The 14,819-nt window shown below is 41.6% G+C and carries 14 protein-coding genes; 2 read left to right on the plus strand and 12 right to left on the minus strand.

Annotated elements, in window-relative coordinates:
- Positions 1-49: 49 nt before the first annotated feature.
- From A6B41_RS07210 to A6B41_RS07230, 5 genes are all read right to left on the minus strand, one after another.
- On the minus strand, positions 50-880 hold the full coding sequence (locus A6B41_RS07210; RefSeq protein ID WP_237052514.1) for an IS3 family transposase: 831 nt from the start codon (positions 878-880) through the stop codon (positions 50-52).
- Positions 877-1,230 (minus strand): helix-turn-helix domain-containing protein, encoded by a 354-nt coding sequence (locus tag A6B41_RS07215; protein ID WP_027074311.1) that lies wholly within the window; start codon positions 1,228-1,230, stop codon positions 877-879. Before A6B41_RS07215 ends, A6B41_RS07210 begins: the two co-directional genes overlap by 4 nt.
- Positions 1,231-1,326: 96 nt before the next feature.
- Complete coding sequence (locus A6B41_RS07220) at positions 1,327-2,415, minus strand: 5-methyltetrahydropteroyltriglutamate--homocysteine S-methyltransferase (protein WP_027074310.1); 1,089 nt, start codon at positions 2,413-2,415, stop codon at positions 1,327-1,329.
- A 123-nt stretch (positions 2,416-2,538) separates the two neighbouring features.
- A complete protein-coding gene (pyrE, locus tag A6B41_RS07225) occupies positions 2,539-3,180 on the minus strand; it encodes an orotate phosphoribosyltransferase (protein ID WP_027074309.1) in 642 nt (213 codons plus the stop codon).
- A 112-nt stretch (positions 3,181-3,292) separates the two neighbouring features.
- A complete protein-coding gene (locus A6B41_RS07230; protein ID WP_027074308.1) occupies positions 3,293-4,138 on the minus strand; it encodes a 23S rRNA (adenine(2030)-N(6))-methyltransferase RlmJ in 846 nt (281 codons plus the stop codon).
- A 63-nt stretch (positions 4,139-4,201) separates the two neighbouring features.
- Here A6B41_RS07230 and ampD point away from each other — a divergent pair, with 63 nt between their 5' ends.
- Positions 4,202-4,753 (plus strand): 1,6-anhydro-N-acetylmuramyl-L-alanine amidase AmpD, encoded by a 552-nt coding sequence (gene ampD / locus A6B41_RS07235; RefSeq protein WP_027074307.1) that lies wholly within the window; start codon positions 4,202-4,204, stop codon positions 4,751-4,753.
- On the opposite strand, the gene rluA is transcribed toward ampD, so the two are convergent.
- The 4 genes from rluA to A6B41_RS07255 form a co-directional block, all read right to left on the minus strand.
- Entirely contained in the window at positions 4,754-5,422 is a 669-nt protein-coding gene (gene rluA, locus A6B41_RS07240; RefSeq protein ID WP_027074306.1) for a bifunctional tRNA pseudouridine(32) synthase/23S rRNA pseudouridine(746) synthase RluA, read from the minus strand.
- 16 nt (positions 5,423-5,438) lie between these two features.
- Entirely contained in the window at positions 5,439-8,351 is a 2,913-nt protein-coding gene (gene rapA, locus A6B41_RS07245; RefSeq protein ID WP_027074305.1) for an RNA polymerase-associated protein RapA, read from the minus strand.
- 195 nt (positions 8,352-8,546) lie between these two features.
- Positions 8,547-8,903: a hypothetical protein gene (locus A6B41_RS07250; protein WP_027074304.1), complete on the minus strand. Its 357-nt coding sequence runs from the start codon at positions 8,901-8,903 to the stop codon at positions 8,547-8,549.
- Positions 8,904-8,963: 60 nt separating this feature from the next.
- The gene (locus tag A6B41_RS07255) at positions 8,964-10,289 is read right to left on the minus strand and encodes an anti-phage deoxyguanosine triphosphatase (protein WP_027074303.1); all 1,326 of its coding nucleotides are present in this window, start codon (positions 10,287-10,289) and stop codon (positions 8,964-8,966) included.
- A gap of 70 nt (positions 10,290-10,359) precedes the next feature.
- Between A6B41_RS07255 and rlmD the strand changes: the two genes are divergently transcribed.
- Positions 10,360-11,676: a 23S rRNA (uracil(1939)-C(5))-methyltransferase RlmD gene (gene rlmD, locus A6B41_RS07260; RefSeq protein ID WP_027074302.1), complete on the plus strand. Its 1,317-nt coding sequence runs from the start codon at positions 10,360-10,362 to the stop codon at positions 11,674-11,676.
- 29 nt (positions 11,677-11,705) lie between these two features.
- On the opposite strand, the gene A6B41_RS07265 is transcribed toward rlmD, so the two are convergent.
- The 3 genes from A6B41_RS07265 to menC all read right to left on the minus strand — a co-directional run bounded on the left by A6B41_RS07265 (position 11,706) and on the right by menC (position 14,767).
- Positions 11,706-12,890 (minus strand): Bcr/CflA family multidrug efflux MFS transporter, encoded by a 1,185-nt coding sequence (locus A6B41_RS07265; RefSeq protein ID WP_027074301.1) that lies wholly within the window; start codon positions 12,888-12,890, stop codon positions 11,706-11,708.
- Positions 12,890-13,582 (minus strand): 16S rRNA pseudouridine(516) synthase RsuA, encoded by a 693-nt coding sequence (gene rsuA, locus A6B41_RS07270; protein WP_027074300.1) that lies wholly within the window; start codon positions 13,580-13,582, stop codon positions 12,890-12,892. Before rsuA ends, A6B41_RS07265 begins: the two co-directional genes overlap by 1 nt.
- 228 nt (positions 13,583-13,810) lie before the next feature.
- Positions 13,811-14,767, minus strand: a complete 957-nt coding sequence (gene menC / locus A6B41_RS07275; RefSeq protein WP_027074299.1) for an o-succinylbenzoate synthase — start codon at positions 14,765-14,767, stop codon at positions 13,811-13,813.
- Positions 14,768-14,819: the final 52 nt, after the last annotated feature.

Here is a 14,819-nt window from a genome sequence, read left to right on the forward strand (position 1 = left end):
AAAATGCCCGATAAATGATCTGCACCCATAAACTTGGACAGTTTATAAATTAACTTAAATATTGAGCTCTGTATTGCACAGGGCTCAAATTATTTAAGCTCGCCTTAATTCGGTGTTCATTGTAATACCGAATATGGTTGTGTAATGCGTCTTCCAGTTCATCAACCGTCGTAAATTGGCGCCCATAAAAACACTCGGATTTTAATAGGCTAAAAAAGCTTTCCATTACCGCATTATCATAACAGTTCCCTCGCCGACTCATGCTTTGAACCGCATAGGGCGAGCCATCTTCCCGAATCAGCATCTTCCGCCAACGCGCCAGTCCATATAAACAGCCTTGGTCGCTGTGGATTATTGGCACATCCGTTTCACTGAGTTGAGCAAGTGTTTTCTTCAACATCGTGGCCACCAGAGCAAAATTGGGGCGACGGCTGATATGATAGGCAATAATTTCACGATTGGCTAAATCCATCATCGGCGATAAATACAGCTTCTCATTGCCTACCCTAAATTCTGTCACATCCGTCACAAGTTTCTGTTTCAATTTGCTGGTGTTAAAATCCCGTTCAAGTAAATTCGGGGCAATATGGCTTGTTTTCCCGTATTTTTGACAACGTTTGACTTTTACCTGTGACTGAATGTTCAATGCCTGCATATGCGAAAGTACCGTCTTCCCACTCATAAAAATCCCTTTTGCCTGGAGTTTAGCCCGCAGCATGCGATAGCCGTCACGCCCCTCATTTTCTTGATAAAGGGCTAAAATTTCCGCTCTTATCACTTGATGTGACGTGTCTGTGGGCGAATAGTAAAAGGTTGAACGTGGTAACGCCATAATTTTCAGCAACAAGGGTAATTTATACTGTGATTTCAAGGCATTCACGATATGTCTTTTTTCCGCCTGAGTTTTTTCTCGTCCAACTCCTTGAGCTTTTTTAAGCAAGCATTTTCCGCCTCAAGGTATTCAATGCGTTTAAGTAATTCATTGACATCATTGGGATTTTTAACTTTTTTTGAACCATCAAATAGGGATTTTGGCATATTAGATTTTTTCTTATTGGGTTGTCGTAAAAGCCCATTGATACCGTATTTTTCAAAGCGTTGCAACCACATTACTACGGAAGAGTGGGTTGAAATAGAAAAATGCTGAGCCACTTCCCGCACTCCCATTTGATGATTTAACACTTGTTGAATGACGTGGAGTTTAAATTCTGTTGAATAATGTTTACCCATAAAAAATCTGCACCTTAATCAGTTGGTTTAAGTGTCCAACTTTTGGGGTGCAGATCAAAAATCAGGCATTTTTACTTTTTTATAACTATAAAGAAATTAATCTGCGCCCCAAACTTCTTTAGCAATTTCCTCCACAAAGCGAACCTTTGCCCATTGCTGAGCTTCGGACATAATATTACCCTCTTCCGTCGAAGCAAAACCGCATTGTGGGCTTAAACAAAGCTGCTCTAACGGTACATATTTTGCTGCCTCTTGAATGCGTGCTTTGATCTGCTCTTTATCTTCCAATTCGGGGAATTTAGAGCTGATTAAGCCTAATACTACGCGCCCTTTATTATTGGCAAAATGCTTTAACGGTTCAAATCCTCCTGAACGCTCATCATCATATTCTAAGAAATAGCCATCATAATTGGTTTGACCGAATAAACCATCCGCAATTGGATCGTAAGCCCCTGTTAATAAATAAGAGGATTTATAGTTACCACGGCAAACATGGGTAGTAATAGTCATATCTGCCGGCTTATCTGCTAAAATAGCTTGAATATTTGCCACTGCCTGAGCTTTATCTGCTTCAAATGTCGGTTGCCCAAAGTTATTACATAAGGACCCCCAATAAACATCATCAATCTGCAAATAGCGACAACCCGCTTCATAAAAGGCTTTAATCGCCTCTTTATAAGCTTGCTGCACATCTTTAGCAAATTTCTCACGCGTTGCATAAATACCGTGGTCCCATTGAATTGGATACATTAATTGATTTGGGCTTGGAATAGTAAATTTTGCTACTGCACGGCCGCCAACAATTGCATTGAATTTTTTGAAATGCTCAATAAACGGATGGTTTGGATTCCAAGAAACTTTACCACAACAACGAGTATTATATGGGCGAACTTCAACACCTTTAAAAGCATAAGCTTTTTCCGGCACATATCCCTCAATGCCATTCAGATTTTCTAAAAAATCAATATGCCACCAAGAACGATGGTACTCACCGTCTGTTACCACTTGGATTCCTGCCTCAAGCTGCGCATCAACTAATTTTTTAACCTCAGTTTCTATAACTTCATCACGCTCTTCAAGAGAAATTTGACCTGATTTGTAATCTGAATGTGCTTTTTTCCAAGCATCTGAACGCAAATATGAACCCACGGTATCCGCGTGGAAAGGTAATGTTTTGTTTGCCATAATCTTCCTAATTAATGTACGTTAATATGATGTTTTTATCCTAAGTGAATTAAGCCGGATGAACAAGATAAATTCCTCAAACTAAGTTGAAAATTATCTGACTTTACGATGAAAAAATTTCATCTAGATACCATACTTTTCACGGTATTCACGCATTTTTGGTAAATAAGGGGCGTATTGTGGGGATTTTTCAATAAAGGCAACTAAATCATCAAAGTCCACAATGGAAAATACTTCGCAGTCATAATCACGTTCAACTTCTTGAATCGCAGAGAGTTCACCTTTGCCCTTTTCTTTACGGTTTAACGCAATTAATACACCGGCAAGCTCGGCATTGTTTGCATTGATAATTTCCATTGATTCACGAATTGCTGTGCCGGCAGTAATCACATCATCTACCAATAAAATTTTGCCTTTGAGTGGTGCGCCGATTAAATTCCCCCCTTCACCGTGATCTTTCGCTTCTTTGCGGTTAAAACAACAAGGCTTATCCACATCAAATTGGTTAGCTAAAGCCACCGCAACAGTAGTTGCAATCGGAATGCCTTTGTAGGCAGGACCAAACAGCACATCATAATCAATCTGTGAGGCTTGAATTGCCTGTGCGTAATATTCGCCTAGTTTGGCTAAATCACGCCCGGTGTTAAAAAGCCCGGCATTGAAGAAATAGGGGCTAATTCGCCCCGATTTTAAGGCAAATTCACCAAATTTCAGTACATTACGGCTTAAAGCAAATTCAATAAAGTCGTGTTTGTATTGTTGCATATCTTTTTTCCTGTTCTGACAAGCGGTTATTTTTAGCAAAAATTTTACTTACTACGCTCGCTTCTCTGAGCGATTGGCAAAGCCAAGATTCAAGCACAAGTATTTGTATAAATTACTCAGGCGTAATCCATTCTACCGTCCAAGAACCCATCCCTTCCGGCACAAGCACTTCGGTTAAATAAGGCAGAATATTTTTCATCTGTTGCTCAAGCTGCCAAGGTGGGTTGATGACAATCATTCCACTTGCGGTCATTCCTCGTTTATCACTATCCGGACGAACCGCCAACTCGATTTGCAGAATTTTGCGAATGCCAGTTTCCTGCAAACCACCACGTACAATACGTTTAGTATGTTGGCGTAACACCACCGGATACCAAATCGCATACACACCTGTTGCAAAACGTTTGTAGCCTTCTTCAATCGCTTTTACCACCAGTTCATAATCTTCTTTTAGTTCATAAGGTGGATCGATTAACACAAACCCTCGGCGTTCTTTCGGTGGCAAGGCTGATTTTAATTGTTGGAAACCGTTTTCACGCTTGGTTTGCACATTTTTCGCTTTAGCAAATTCTTGGCGTAAAAGTGGGAAATCATTGGGATGAAGTTCGGTTAAAATAGCTCTATCTTGCTCACGTAATTGCTGTACAGCCAATAGCGGAGAACCTGCATAATATTTTAACTTTTCGCCACGGTTGATTTTTTTCAGCTCATTAATATAAAACGCGACATCTTCCGGCAAATCATCACGTTCCCACAAGCGAGCAACGCCTTCTAAATATTCCCCTGTTTTTTCCGATTCAGCACTGAGTAGGCTGTAACGCCCTACCCCTGAATGCGTATCTAGATATAAAAAACCTTTCTCTTTTTCTTTTAATGAACGCAAAATCAACAGCTGAACAATGTGTTTTAGCACATCAGCGTGATTTCCTGCATGGAAACTGTGGCGATAACTTAGCATATATATTCTTCTCTTTATCTAGTAAAATAAGCCTCATTCTACCCGATTCAATCTTTTTAGACTATGCCAAAATTCAAAATTGAAAACGGTTGTTTAACCAACCAAAAACAAGTTCCCTCTCCGCATTTCAGCCAACGGCCGAATGAAAATGATATTTCACTGCTGGTGATTCACTATATCAGCCTACCACCAGAAGAATTTGGAGGGAATTTTATTGATCGTTTTTTCCAAGGTACGCTAGACCCAAGCATCCATCCCTATTTTGAAGAAATTAAAGAATTGAAAGTGTCAGCCCATTGCTTAATTAATCGCACAGGCGAAATCACTCAATATGTGAATTTTAATAATATGGCATGGCACGCGGGCATTTCTTGCTTTGAAGGGAGAGACAAATGCAACGAATATTCTATCGGTATTGAGCTGGAGGGCAGTAACAATCAGCCTTTTACTAAAGCCCAATACCATGCTTTAGTCAAACTGACTAAAGCGATTCAAAAAAGCTATCCGCAGATTACTGATGAACGGATTACAGGGCATAGCAATATTGCCCCGGATCGTAAAATCGACCCCGGACAATATTTTGATTGGGAATACTACAAAAACCTACTGAAATAATTAAAAATCCGGAGCTGCAGTAAAAGTCATCCGCTCACCTGTAATCGGATGAGTAATGGTGAGCGATTCTGCGTGTAGGCACAAGCGAGGAGATAGGCTTTTTGCCAGCGGATTAGCATAAAATTTATCACCAATGATGGGATGTCCTAATGCCAAACTATGCACTCGTAACTGGTGCGAGCGCCCGGTAATAGGTGTTAATTTTACACGAGTCGTATTATTGGCATTATGTGCTAGAATTTCATAATGAGTAATGGCTTTCTTGCCTCGCTCATAACAAATTTTCTGGCGTGGGCGGTTTTCCCAATCGCAAATTAAAGGAAAATTCATCTCACCTTTATCGCCCACTTTATCGCCTAGTTTGCCCCAAAGTAACGCAATATAGTGCTTTTGGGGCTCACGCTCACGAAATTGACGTTTCAGCTCTTTTTCCGCCGCTTTGCTTAAGGCGAACAGAAGAATCCCGCTGGTTGCCATATCCAAACGGTGAGCCGGCTCGGTAAAACCATATTTTTTCTGAATGCGAGTCATCGCACTGTCAAAATATTCCGGGCGATTGCCCGGCACCGACAGTAGTCCGCTCGGTTTGTTAATCACTAAAATATGATTGTCCCGATAAACCTCATTTAAAAAAGGCTCAAGCGGTGGGTTATATTCAATTAATGCCATATTATTTATCTTTAAGCTACTCTTTATTACTCACAATCACACGCAAGCAGTCTAAACGGTAATTTGCGGTTTCAAGCTGTGCTAAAGTCTCCTTTAACTGCTGCTCTAGAGCCTCCACTTCATCTGCTCGAATGTTTTTATTTACCATTTTCAGCGATTCCAAGCGGTGTAATTCTGCTTTTAATTTGCTATTTGCCTCAAACTTTGCCGAATCAATAATCTCTTTTGCCAAACTAACAATAGCTTTTTCACTTGCTTTAATCAATTTTTCAATATCAAGACGTGCCATTTTCGCAATTTTATTTGCCATCTGCTTATTCATCGGTTTTAGCTGACGTTCAAGGGCTGTAAATGACACTTGCGGTGCAATATTATTACCTTTATTATCCATCAAAATCCGAATAGGCGTAGGCGGCAAGAACCGAGTTAAATTCAACCCTTTCGGAGCTTGGGCCTCTACTACATAAATGGCTTCTAACAGTAATGTACCTGCTGGGAGCCCTTTATTTATCAACAAAGAAATCGCAACTTTACCGATATCACCGGAAGTGATTAAGTCAATACCATTTCGGATCATGGGATGATCCCAGGTTAAAAACTCTACATCTTCACGCATTAGGGCCAATTGGCGATCAAAGGTAATAGTCGTTCCCTCCTCTGTAAGCCCAGGGAAATCCGGCACAAGCATGTGTCCTGTTGGGCTAATCACAATACTCTTTTCCCCCAAATCTTCTTGCTCTAAGCCGATGACATCAAATAAATTCAGCGCAAAACTTACCAAGTGCGGATTATTATCCTCTTGGGCAATCTCATTTGCTAATTGGTGAGCAACTTCACCGCCATTGGAATTGATCTCTAAAAGTCGATCTCGCCCTTTCTCCAGCTCCGCTTTTAATGCCTGCCGGCGTTTATAAGTTCTCGCTAAAAAGTCGTTAAACGGCTCCGAAATTTCAGGATTTTGCACGAAACCCTGTAGTTCTTCGCCTAACTCTCGGAAAATTGCTGTCCCTATCGGACAAGTTTCTTCAAAAGCATTTAAGCCCAGGTGATACCACTGAGCCAAAATTTGTTGCGCCGAATGGTTAAAACAAGGCACATAAATTTGAATATTACTTTTTTGCCCAATGCGATCTAAACGTCCGATACTCTGTTCCAATAAATCCGGATTATCCGGTAAATTAAACAGCACTAAATCTTTAGCAAATTGGAAGTTTCTCCCTTCCGATCCAATGCTTGAACTAATTAGTACCTGCGCTCCCTCTTCCTGTTGAGCAAAGTAGGCAGCTGCTTTATCTCGTTCTACAATCGACATTTTTTCGTGGAAAACAGCAGAACGAATTGCTTCACGCTCACGTAAAACCTGCTCTAACGCTATCGCAGTATCGGCTTGTTTACAGATCACCAAGACTTTTTCATCACGATGATTTTTTAAGAAGGTAATCAACCACTCAATACGAGGATCAAACTCTACCCATTTTGCATTTGGGTTCATTCGCTGGAATAAACATTCCGGGTAAAGCAAATCCTTTTGGTTAATACTTCCCATCATCGCCATTACCTTTAGCGCATTCGCATACTGCTTGGGCATTTCAAGGCTGATTTGGTGATATTCACGATGCGGAAAGCCTTTTACACCTTGGCGGGTATTACGGAACAATACCCGGCTAGTGCCGTGACGGTCAATCAGCTCATTAATAAGCTCTTGACGGGCTTGCAAGCGGTCATTTTCGTCCGATTTTTTGCTATTAATAGCACGGAACATCGGCTCGGTATCTTGCTCGCTTAGTAGCTCGGAAATCGCATTTTGTTCATCATTACTGAGCGGTTTATCATTGATCAATGTTGCTACCGCATCCGCTACCGGCTTATATTGGGCTTGCTCGGCAACAAAAGTTTGGTAGTCAAAAAAGCGATCGGCATCTAATAATGCTAAACGGGCAAAATGGCTTTCTTGTCCTAATTGCTCCGGTGTTGCTGTTAAAAGTAGTACAGACGGAATCTGCTTGGCTAATTGTTCAACCAGCTGATAAGCCAGAGAAGGCACATTTTCCGACCATTCCAAATGGTGAGCTTCATCCACAATCATTAAATCCCACTCGGCCTCGGTGAGCTGCTTGGCTCGAGCAGGGGCTGTTTCCAGCCAATTAATCGAAGTGATCACCAATGATTCACTCTCAAACGGATTTTCATTTACATCCTCACCATCTTCATCTTTTTTATCGAAATCGCCGCAGCGTTCCTCATCAAAAAGAGAGAATTTAAGATTAAAGCGGCGAAGCATTTCTACCAGCCATTGATGTTGTAAACTTTCCGGCACAAGCACAAGAACCCTCTCTGCTCGTCCGGAAAAAAGCTGTTGCTGTAAAATCATTCCGGCTTCGATGGTTTTGCCTAATCCGACTTCATCGGCTAACAACACGCGAGGCGAAAGTCGCTGTCCCACTTCTTTGGCAATATGAAGCTGGTGGGGAATGAGGCTCACACGAATACCGCGTAAGCCGCGTAGAGGTGATTGGTATTGCGCCTGTTGATGTTCCAACGCTCGAAAACGTAATGCAAAACGATCACTTCTATCAATTTGAGCGGAAAACAATCTATCTTGCGGCTTGCTAAAACTGATTTTATGATCGAGCAGCATTTCAGGTAGCACAGCTTCTTCGTTATTATCTACCCGTTTACCTAAATAAATAACGGCACCTTGATTTTCAACCACATCGCTCACCTCAAGCTGCCATCCGTCAAGGCTGGTGATTCGGTCCCCCGCTTGAAATTGCACACGAGCCAAAGGTGCCGCTGAAATAGCATAAACACGCTCTTCCTCTGCTGCCGGGAAATGAAGTGTTACTGTGCGGTTATCTACCGCCTTTACAATGCCTAAACCTAAATTATTTTCTGATTCACTTAGCCAACGTTGACCGACTACAAACATCCTTTTCCTCTAAATAGTTAAATGTCATTATTGTTATTTAAGTTAGTATTTTATCAAATTCTCTTATTATCCCGCTCGACTATTTTTGCAAAAACGCGACAAACGCTTGAGGTTTGAACGCCAGCGAGCAATAAAAAGACCGCTTGTAATATAGGTTATCTTACAAGCGGTCTTTTTTAGTTTTAATTTTGCAAATTATTTTTTAGCATCTAATTCTGCTTTATATTCAATATGGTTGCCTTTAGTTTCAATATCGACATCCAACTCTTGTGTGCCACGTTTGAATTTTAAATCTGCATCGTCATTATTAATTTTAGACTCCAGCACGGTGAAACCTTGGCTTTTAGCATGATCTGTCGCTTTTTCGGCTAATCCACGCACATCCTTGCTTTGAACTTTGTATTCTACCTCAAAGTCCCCATCTTTCTGACGTTCAGATTTCACCATTTCGCCTTGCGGTTGATAAATTTCAGCCGGAATTGGATTACCTGCAAAAGCAGTTGCTGATAAAAATGGGGTTAAAATAACTAATGTTTTTGTGATAGCTTTCATTATAATCTCCTATTAAAAGTAAAGCTCTTACTTCAGACTTTAACAAATCAATTTAGTTCATTACAAACTTTCATAAAGTTTAAAAGCTTGGCCGTCAGACATACTCGCCAAATAGTCACAAATCACCCTTGCACGCCTACTTTCGTGCGCATTTTTCCAACGTTCACGGATGTTATTCGGCAATAATCTCATCGGATCACTGCTCAAAATATCAAACAGCTCCATTAAAATTCGTTGCCCTTTGCGCTCTACCCGCTGAGTTTTTACATCGCAAATGACATATTGATAGACAAAATCTTTAAGAATTTTCAGCACGCACGCTACATTTGCCGGCAAATAAGCGTTATAACGAAGCAGAGGCTCGTCAAATTCCGGCAGCTCTAGCCAGCGTACATGGGTAATGAAATGATTTACCAAAGCCCCAATCACATCCTTACGTTCATAGCGATGCTGAGAAAAGAGCTTTTGGCGAATCTCCACAAGACGCTCGTGCACCCAGTCCGATTCACATTCAGCCAGTAATTTTTCTGCATTTTGCCAAGATTGCGGCGTAACCATTCCGCCCACAATTGCGTCTTCCAAATCGTGTACACCGTAAGCAATATCATCGGCTAATTCCATAATGCTGCAATCAAGCGATTTATAACGTGTTTTATTCGGCTGGTTCGGATCTTTATTCGGTTCGACCGAACAAAACTGCATTCTGTCTTTTTCGCTTAACAGTTTCAGCACCCATTCAAAAAAATGCTTGTCGTCATCATAAATCCCTTTACTTTGCGGAAAATGGTGCAAGTTAATATGGCGGGCATCTGTAATCTCAGGTGGCTTAACAGGCGAAGTTTTTGATAACAACGCCGGATATTTAATCACGCCAAGCACTGTGCGGCGAACCAAGTTCATGCCCGCATTTTCTGTGTAAGGCTCCAGCTGGGTCATAATGCGAAAGGATTGTGCATTGCCCTCAAAGCCGCCAAAGGCATACATTTTATAGTTCAACGCCATTTCGCCACCATGCCCAAACGGTGGGTGCCCGATATCGTGAGCAAAACAGAGAGACTCAATTAAGCTACTAGAAGGCAATAACGCATTTAAAATTTCAGGATCTGTTGTTACATTCGGCTCAGAGCAAACTGCTTGGAAGCCTTTCCAATCCGCTAATAATTTTTCCCGCAAGCTATTGCCGATTTGTGCGACTTCTAACGAATGAGTTAAGCGGGTACGGTAAAAATCATCCTCCCCCACTGCATGAATTTGGGTTTTTGCTTGCAAGCAGCGAAAGGCTTCCGAATGCAGAAGCCTTGCTCTATCTCGCTGAAAAGGTGATCGGTGGTCATCTTCGCGTTTTTTATCGCTCAAATAGCGTTCAGTCCAAACTGATGAAATCATTTTTCCTCCATTTTCCCCAAAAGGCTTTTCTTATATAATACACCTATTTTTGACTATTTTATCATCTTAAATGGCTATTTTTTATTCTGAAAAATCTGCAAAAAAAGCAACAAAACAGACCGTTTTACAACACGTGCAAATTCAATCTTTGGATTATCAAGGCTTAGGCATTGCCAAAATTAACGGCAAAACATGGTTTATTGAAAATGCCCTACCCGATGAGCAAATTGAATTCAAAGTGATTGAGGAAAAACGCCAATATGGTCGTGGGCAAGCGGTCAAAATTCTAAAGAAATCTGCAAATCGCATCATGCCAAGCTGTGAACTTTACAACAAATGCGGTGGCTGCCAAATGCAGCATATTTCGCTTGAATTGCAACGTGAAGCCAAACAAAACGCCCTATTTCAACGACTACAAAAATTGCAAACCGAAGCCATTGCTTTCCAGCCGATGATTGCAGGCAATGATAAAGCCTACCGCCGCCGTGCCAAATTAAGCATTGCTATCCAAAACGGCAAATTGGCAATGGGTTTTCGTTTGCAAAATTCCAACCAAATCATACCGCTTGCAGAGTGTGAAGTGTTGGTTGAGCCACTCTCAAACCTGATTTCGAAACTGCAACACCTTGTCGCCAATTGGCAAAATAAGAAAAAATTGGGGCATATTGAATTGGTCAGTGCTGATAATACTATTGCCCTCTTTTTACGCCATTTAGGGCAATTATCAGCACAAGATCGTGAAAATTTACTGCAATTCGCCACACAAAATTCGCTCGCCGTTTTTCTGATGTGTGAGGAAAATCAGCTCGAACATCTGTGCGGTGAGCTGCCTTATTATGAAATTCAAGGTTTGAAACTGCATTTTTCCATTCGTGATTTTATTCAGGTAAACGGCGTGTTAAATGAAAAAATGGTGGTAAAAGCCCTTGAATGGCTAGAGTTGAATGAAAATGATCGAGTGCTCGACTTATTCTGCGGAATGGGCAATTTCACTCTCCCGATTGCCAAAATCGCTAAATCGGTAGTCGGTATTGAAGGGGTTGAGCCGATGGTGGAACAGGCTCGGTTAAATGCGGCTACAAGCGGTCTAAAAAATGTGGAATTTTACCAAACCAATTTGGACGAACCTTTTGCCAATAAACCGTGGGCGAAAGCGCCTTTTAATAAAGTGCTACTCGACCCGGCACGCAACGGGGCATTATTTTGTTTAGACCACCTTGCAGCCTTAAACCCCGAGCAAATTGTCTATGTTTCTTGCAATCCGGCAACCTTAGTGAGAGATGCGGAAAAACTGCTGCAATTCGGCTACCGATTGGAAAAAGTGGCGATGATTGATATGTTCCCTCACACAGGGCATTTAGAGTCGATTTCGTTGTTTCGCAAATAGCCAAAAAAAGTATTGAAACAGTCTTTTAATTAATTTCTCTGGTAACAGAGAAAATAATAAACCACCCCTGCGGTAATGGTACACAACGCCATTGCATACAACATCGGGGCTTCGCTGGTAATCGCAATATGGGAAAGCCCTGCCCCAACAAGCGAAGCAATACCAAATCGTGCCGTGCCGGCAACGCCGTTTGCTGTGCCTGCCATTTGTGGGTAGCGGTCTAAAATGGCAGCCGAGGCGTTGCTGCCGATGGTGGAAAGCATTCCGATATAAAACGGCACACCAAGAGCCATCGCCCAGAATCCTAAATCTAACAGAGCTACTAAAGCAAGCCAAATTCCGCTGATTACCTGTAACGCTAAGGCAATTTGTAACATTCTTTCCGAGCCAACTTTAACCACCATTTTGCTGTTGATAGCAGTCATTATCACCATCACCACCATATTCAAGCCGAAAAAGTAACCAAAATATTCCTTCGAAATGCCGTAAATGCCGATGTAAACAATCGAGCCTGAGGTGAGAAAACAGAAAATACCGGCAAAGGTTAAGCCGCCAATAAGGACATAACCCAAGGTCGGTTTATGTAACAAAAGTTCAGAGAAATTTTTCAGACTTTTTCCAAAACTGAGCGGTAAGCGTTTTTCCACAGGCAAAGTTTCAGGGATCTTCCAGCTTATCAACGCTACACAAAGCAGTCCCATTGCTACCAGCACATAAAAAATCGAGTGCCAATGGAAATATTTAGCAACATAGCCGCCAATAATCGGAGCGAGCAGTGGAGCAAGCATTGAAATAATCATAATTACCGACATTAATCTGGCAAACAGATTCTTCTCGAACAAGTCCCGCACTAATGCCCCTAGCACAACTGCCGGTGCAGCGGCACACAAACCTTGAATTAAGCGTAACAGATAAAAGGTTTCGATATTTTCCACTTGAGTAAGAAAATAAGCGGCGATCGCCGAGCCTATCAGCCCGATTAAAATAATTACCTTTCGACCAAAGCTGTCTGCCATCGGTCCCCAGAAAAGCTGCCCACAACCGAAGCCTAAAGTGAATACCGCCAAGGTAGTTTGTACCTTTTCTTGCGATATCGCTAAATCTTTAGCGATATCCAAAAATGAGGGCAAGTACATATCAATCGCCAAAGGCGGTAGCATTGCCATCATCCCTAAAATGATAAAAAAACTGGGTTCGGGTCTTTTATTTTCCATCAAAAACTCTCAATTTCTGTTTGTGTAAGCGGGCGGAATTCCCCCTCAGCTAACTCTTCATCTAACACTACATCGCCAATTCGCCAACGGTGTAAAGCCTCAACTTTATTACCTAAGGCAGCAAACATACGTTTTACTTGATGGTAACGCCCTTCACTGATAGTGAGGTTAACATTGTAATCATCTAAAATCTCAAGTTGAGCAGGCAACGTCGGGTCTTTTTCGCCACGCAGCAAAATGCCTTCCGCTAATTTTTCTGCATAAAAATCTTCTACAGGATCGGCAAGTGTTACCAGATACGTTTTCTCGCAATGGTATTTGGGCGAGGTAACACGATGCGACCATTTTCCATCATCGGTTAATAATACTAACCCTGTAGTATCCACATCTAATCGTCCGGCAGTATGTAATTTGCTCATCAACGGATAGTCAAAAAAATGGAATACGGTTGGATATCCACCATCATCATGGGAACAAATATAGCCTTGTGGTTTATAGAGCATAAAATACTGCCCTTCTTCCATCCAATTAAGACGTTCACCTTGGTAACAAATTTCATCGTCTTGGCTAATTTTTGCTGCTCCGCTTTTTTCAATTTTACCATTGACGGTAACTTCGCCGCTTTTCAATACTTTCGCTGCTTGGGAACGGGTTAAGCCGGTATTTTCGGCAATGAATTTATCTAAACGCATAGTTTCTCTTTTCTTTATAATTTACATTTGGACACGTTCCCCTCTTTAGCAAAGAGGGGCTAGGAGAGATTTGGCAGGAAAGACTAGCGAAGAGAATAAACAAATAATGCAAGAATCAATAATATTGATAATTTCAAAAGCTATTTTCTCCGTTTATTACTTCTGCCAAATCTCCCCTCCCCTCTTTGCTAAAGAGGGGAGCTACATTCTTTTAAAAATTGCCCACAATTATACCACAACTTCCCACACAAATTGGCTCTGTTCGTCCACAAGCGGTAAGGTTGAACCCTGCCATTCTCTCAATAATTGATGCTGCATTAAATTCAGCGTATCTAACCCCGGCTTACTGTTTGGGGTGTATTGAAAAGCAAGCCTTGCAAGCTGAGTTAGCCCTAAACTACTTTCAAGGCTTGAACTGATGACCGCAGCAATGCCCAACTGATGAGCTTGCTCAATTAACATTTTGCATTTTTCAATGGAGCCGATAAGCGTCGGTTTTAGCACAATAGCGGTCAAATTTTTCTCTTTTTTTACCACAAGATTCGGTTCTCGTACTGTTTCATCCCACGCTATCGCAATGTTGGTTTGCTCGGCAAATTGGCGAGACAGTTCAGCTGTTTGGCAAGGTTCTTCAATAAATTGGATTCTGGGCTTGTTTACATTTGCAATTTTTTCGGCAAATTGGACCGCTTGTTCTAAGCTCCATAGGCGGTTGGCATCAAGCCTGAGTTGTAAATTCGGGAAAGTGTTCAGCAATAGATTTGCTTGTTCGCCCTCGCTTGCAGGATCTACGCCGATTTTTAATTTACCAAGCCTAACCGTAGGCTGAAATTTTGAAAAATCACCATAGCATAAAACGGCAGATTGATAATTGCCTTGCTCGCCCAATTCTCCATTCAATTCCGCCAATGCACAGCTTAACCCAAAAGCAACTGAGGGGAACAGGGAATTAAATTCTGTTTCTTGCCCGATTTGCCACGCTTTCAGCCACGCTTTGGCTTGATGTTCCGCTTGTTCTAACGACTCTTTACTAAATGTTGGTAACGGTGCAATTTCCCCCCAGCCGATTTGCTCATCTTGCTGAAGTTTAACGAGTAAGCCTGTCCGTTCAGTTAAAGTCTGTTTGCGTAATACCACGCCTGTTTGAATCGGTAAGCGGTAGCGATAAAGCTGAATTTGTCGCATTGATTATCCCCAATCATTTGCAAAATTTAATGATTATTCTACCGCTTGTTGG

Source organism: Mannheimia granulomatis (assembly GCF_013377255.1).
Taxonomy (GTDB): domain Bacteria; phylum Pseudomonadota; class Gammaproteobacteria; order Enterobacterales; family Pasteurellaceae; genus Mannheimia; species Mannheimia granulomatis.

Excerpts from the sequence above, each read along its gene's own strand:
- A6B41_RS07215 (WP_027074311.1), bottom strand. The coding sequence starts at position 1,230 with ATGGGTAAACATTATTCAACAGAATTTAAACTCCACGTCATTCAACAA.
- A6B41_RS07220 (WP_027074310.1), bottom strand. The coding sequence starts at position 2,415 with ATGGCAAACAAAACATTACCTTTCCACGCGGATACCGTGGGTTCATAT.
- pyrE (WP_027074309.1), bottom strand. The coding sequence starts at position 3,180 with ATGCAACAATACAAACACGACTTTATTGAATTTGCTTTAAGCCGTAAT.
- A6B41_RS07230 (WP_027074308.1), bottom strand. The coding sequence starts at position 4,138 with ATGCTAAGTTATCGCCACAGTTTCCATGCAGGAAATCACGCTGATGTG.
- ampD (WP_027074307.1), top strand. The coding sequence starts at position 4,202 with ATGCCAAAATTCAAAATTGAAAACGGTTGTTTAACCAACCAAAAACAA.
- rluA (WP_027074306.1), bottom strand. The coding sequence starts at position 5,422 with ATGGCATTAATTGAATATAACCCACCGCTTGAGCCTTTTTTAAATGAG.
- rapA (WP_027074305.1), bottom strand. The coding sequence starts at position 8,351 with ATGTTTGTAGTCGGTCAACGTTGGCTAAGTGAATCAGAAAATAATTTA.
- A6B41_RS07250 (WP_027074304.1), bottom strand. The coding sequence starts at position 8,903 with ATGAAAGCTATCACAAAAACATTAGTTATTTTAACCCCATTTTTATCA.
- A6B41_RS07255 (WP_027074303.1), bottom strand. The coding sequence starts at position 10,289 with ATGATTTCATCAGTTTGGACTGAACGCTATTTGAGCGATAAAAAACGC.
- rlmD (WP_027074302.1), top strand. The coding sequence starts at position 10,360 with ATGGCTATTTTTTATTCTGAAAAATCTGCAAAAAAAGCAACAAAACAG.
- A6B41_RS07265 (WP_027074301.1), bottom strand. The coding sequence starts at position 12,890 with ATGGAAAATAAAAGACCCGAACCCAGTTTTTTTATCATTTTAGGGATG.
- rsuA (WP_027074300.1), bottom strand. The coding sequence starts at position 13,582 with ATGCGTTTAGATAAATTCATTGCCGAAAATACCGGCTTAACCCGTTCC.
- menC (WP_027074299.1), bottom strand. The coding sequence starts at position 14,767 with ATGCGACAAATTCAGCTTTATCGCTACCGCTTACCGATTCAAACAGGC.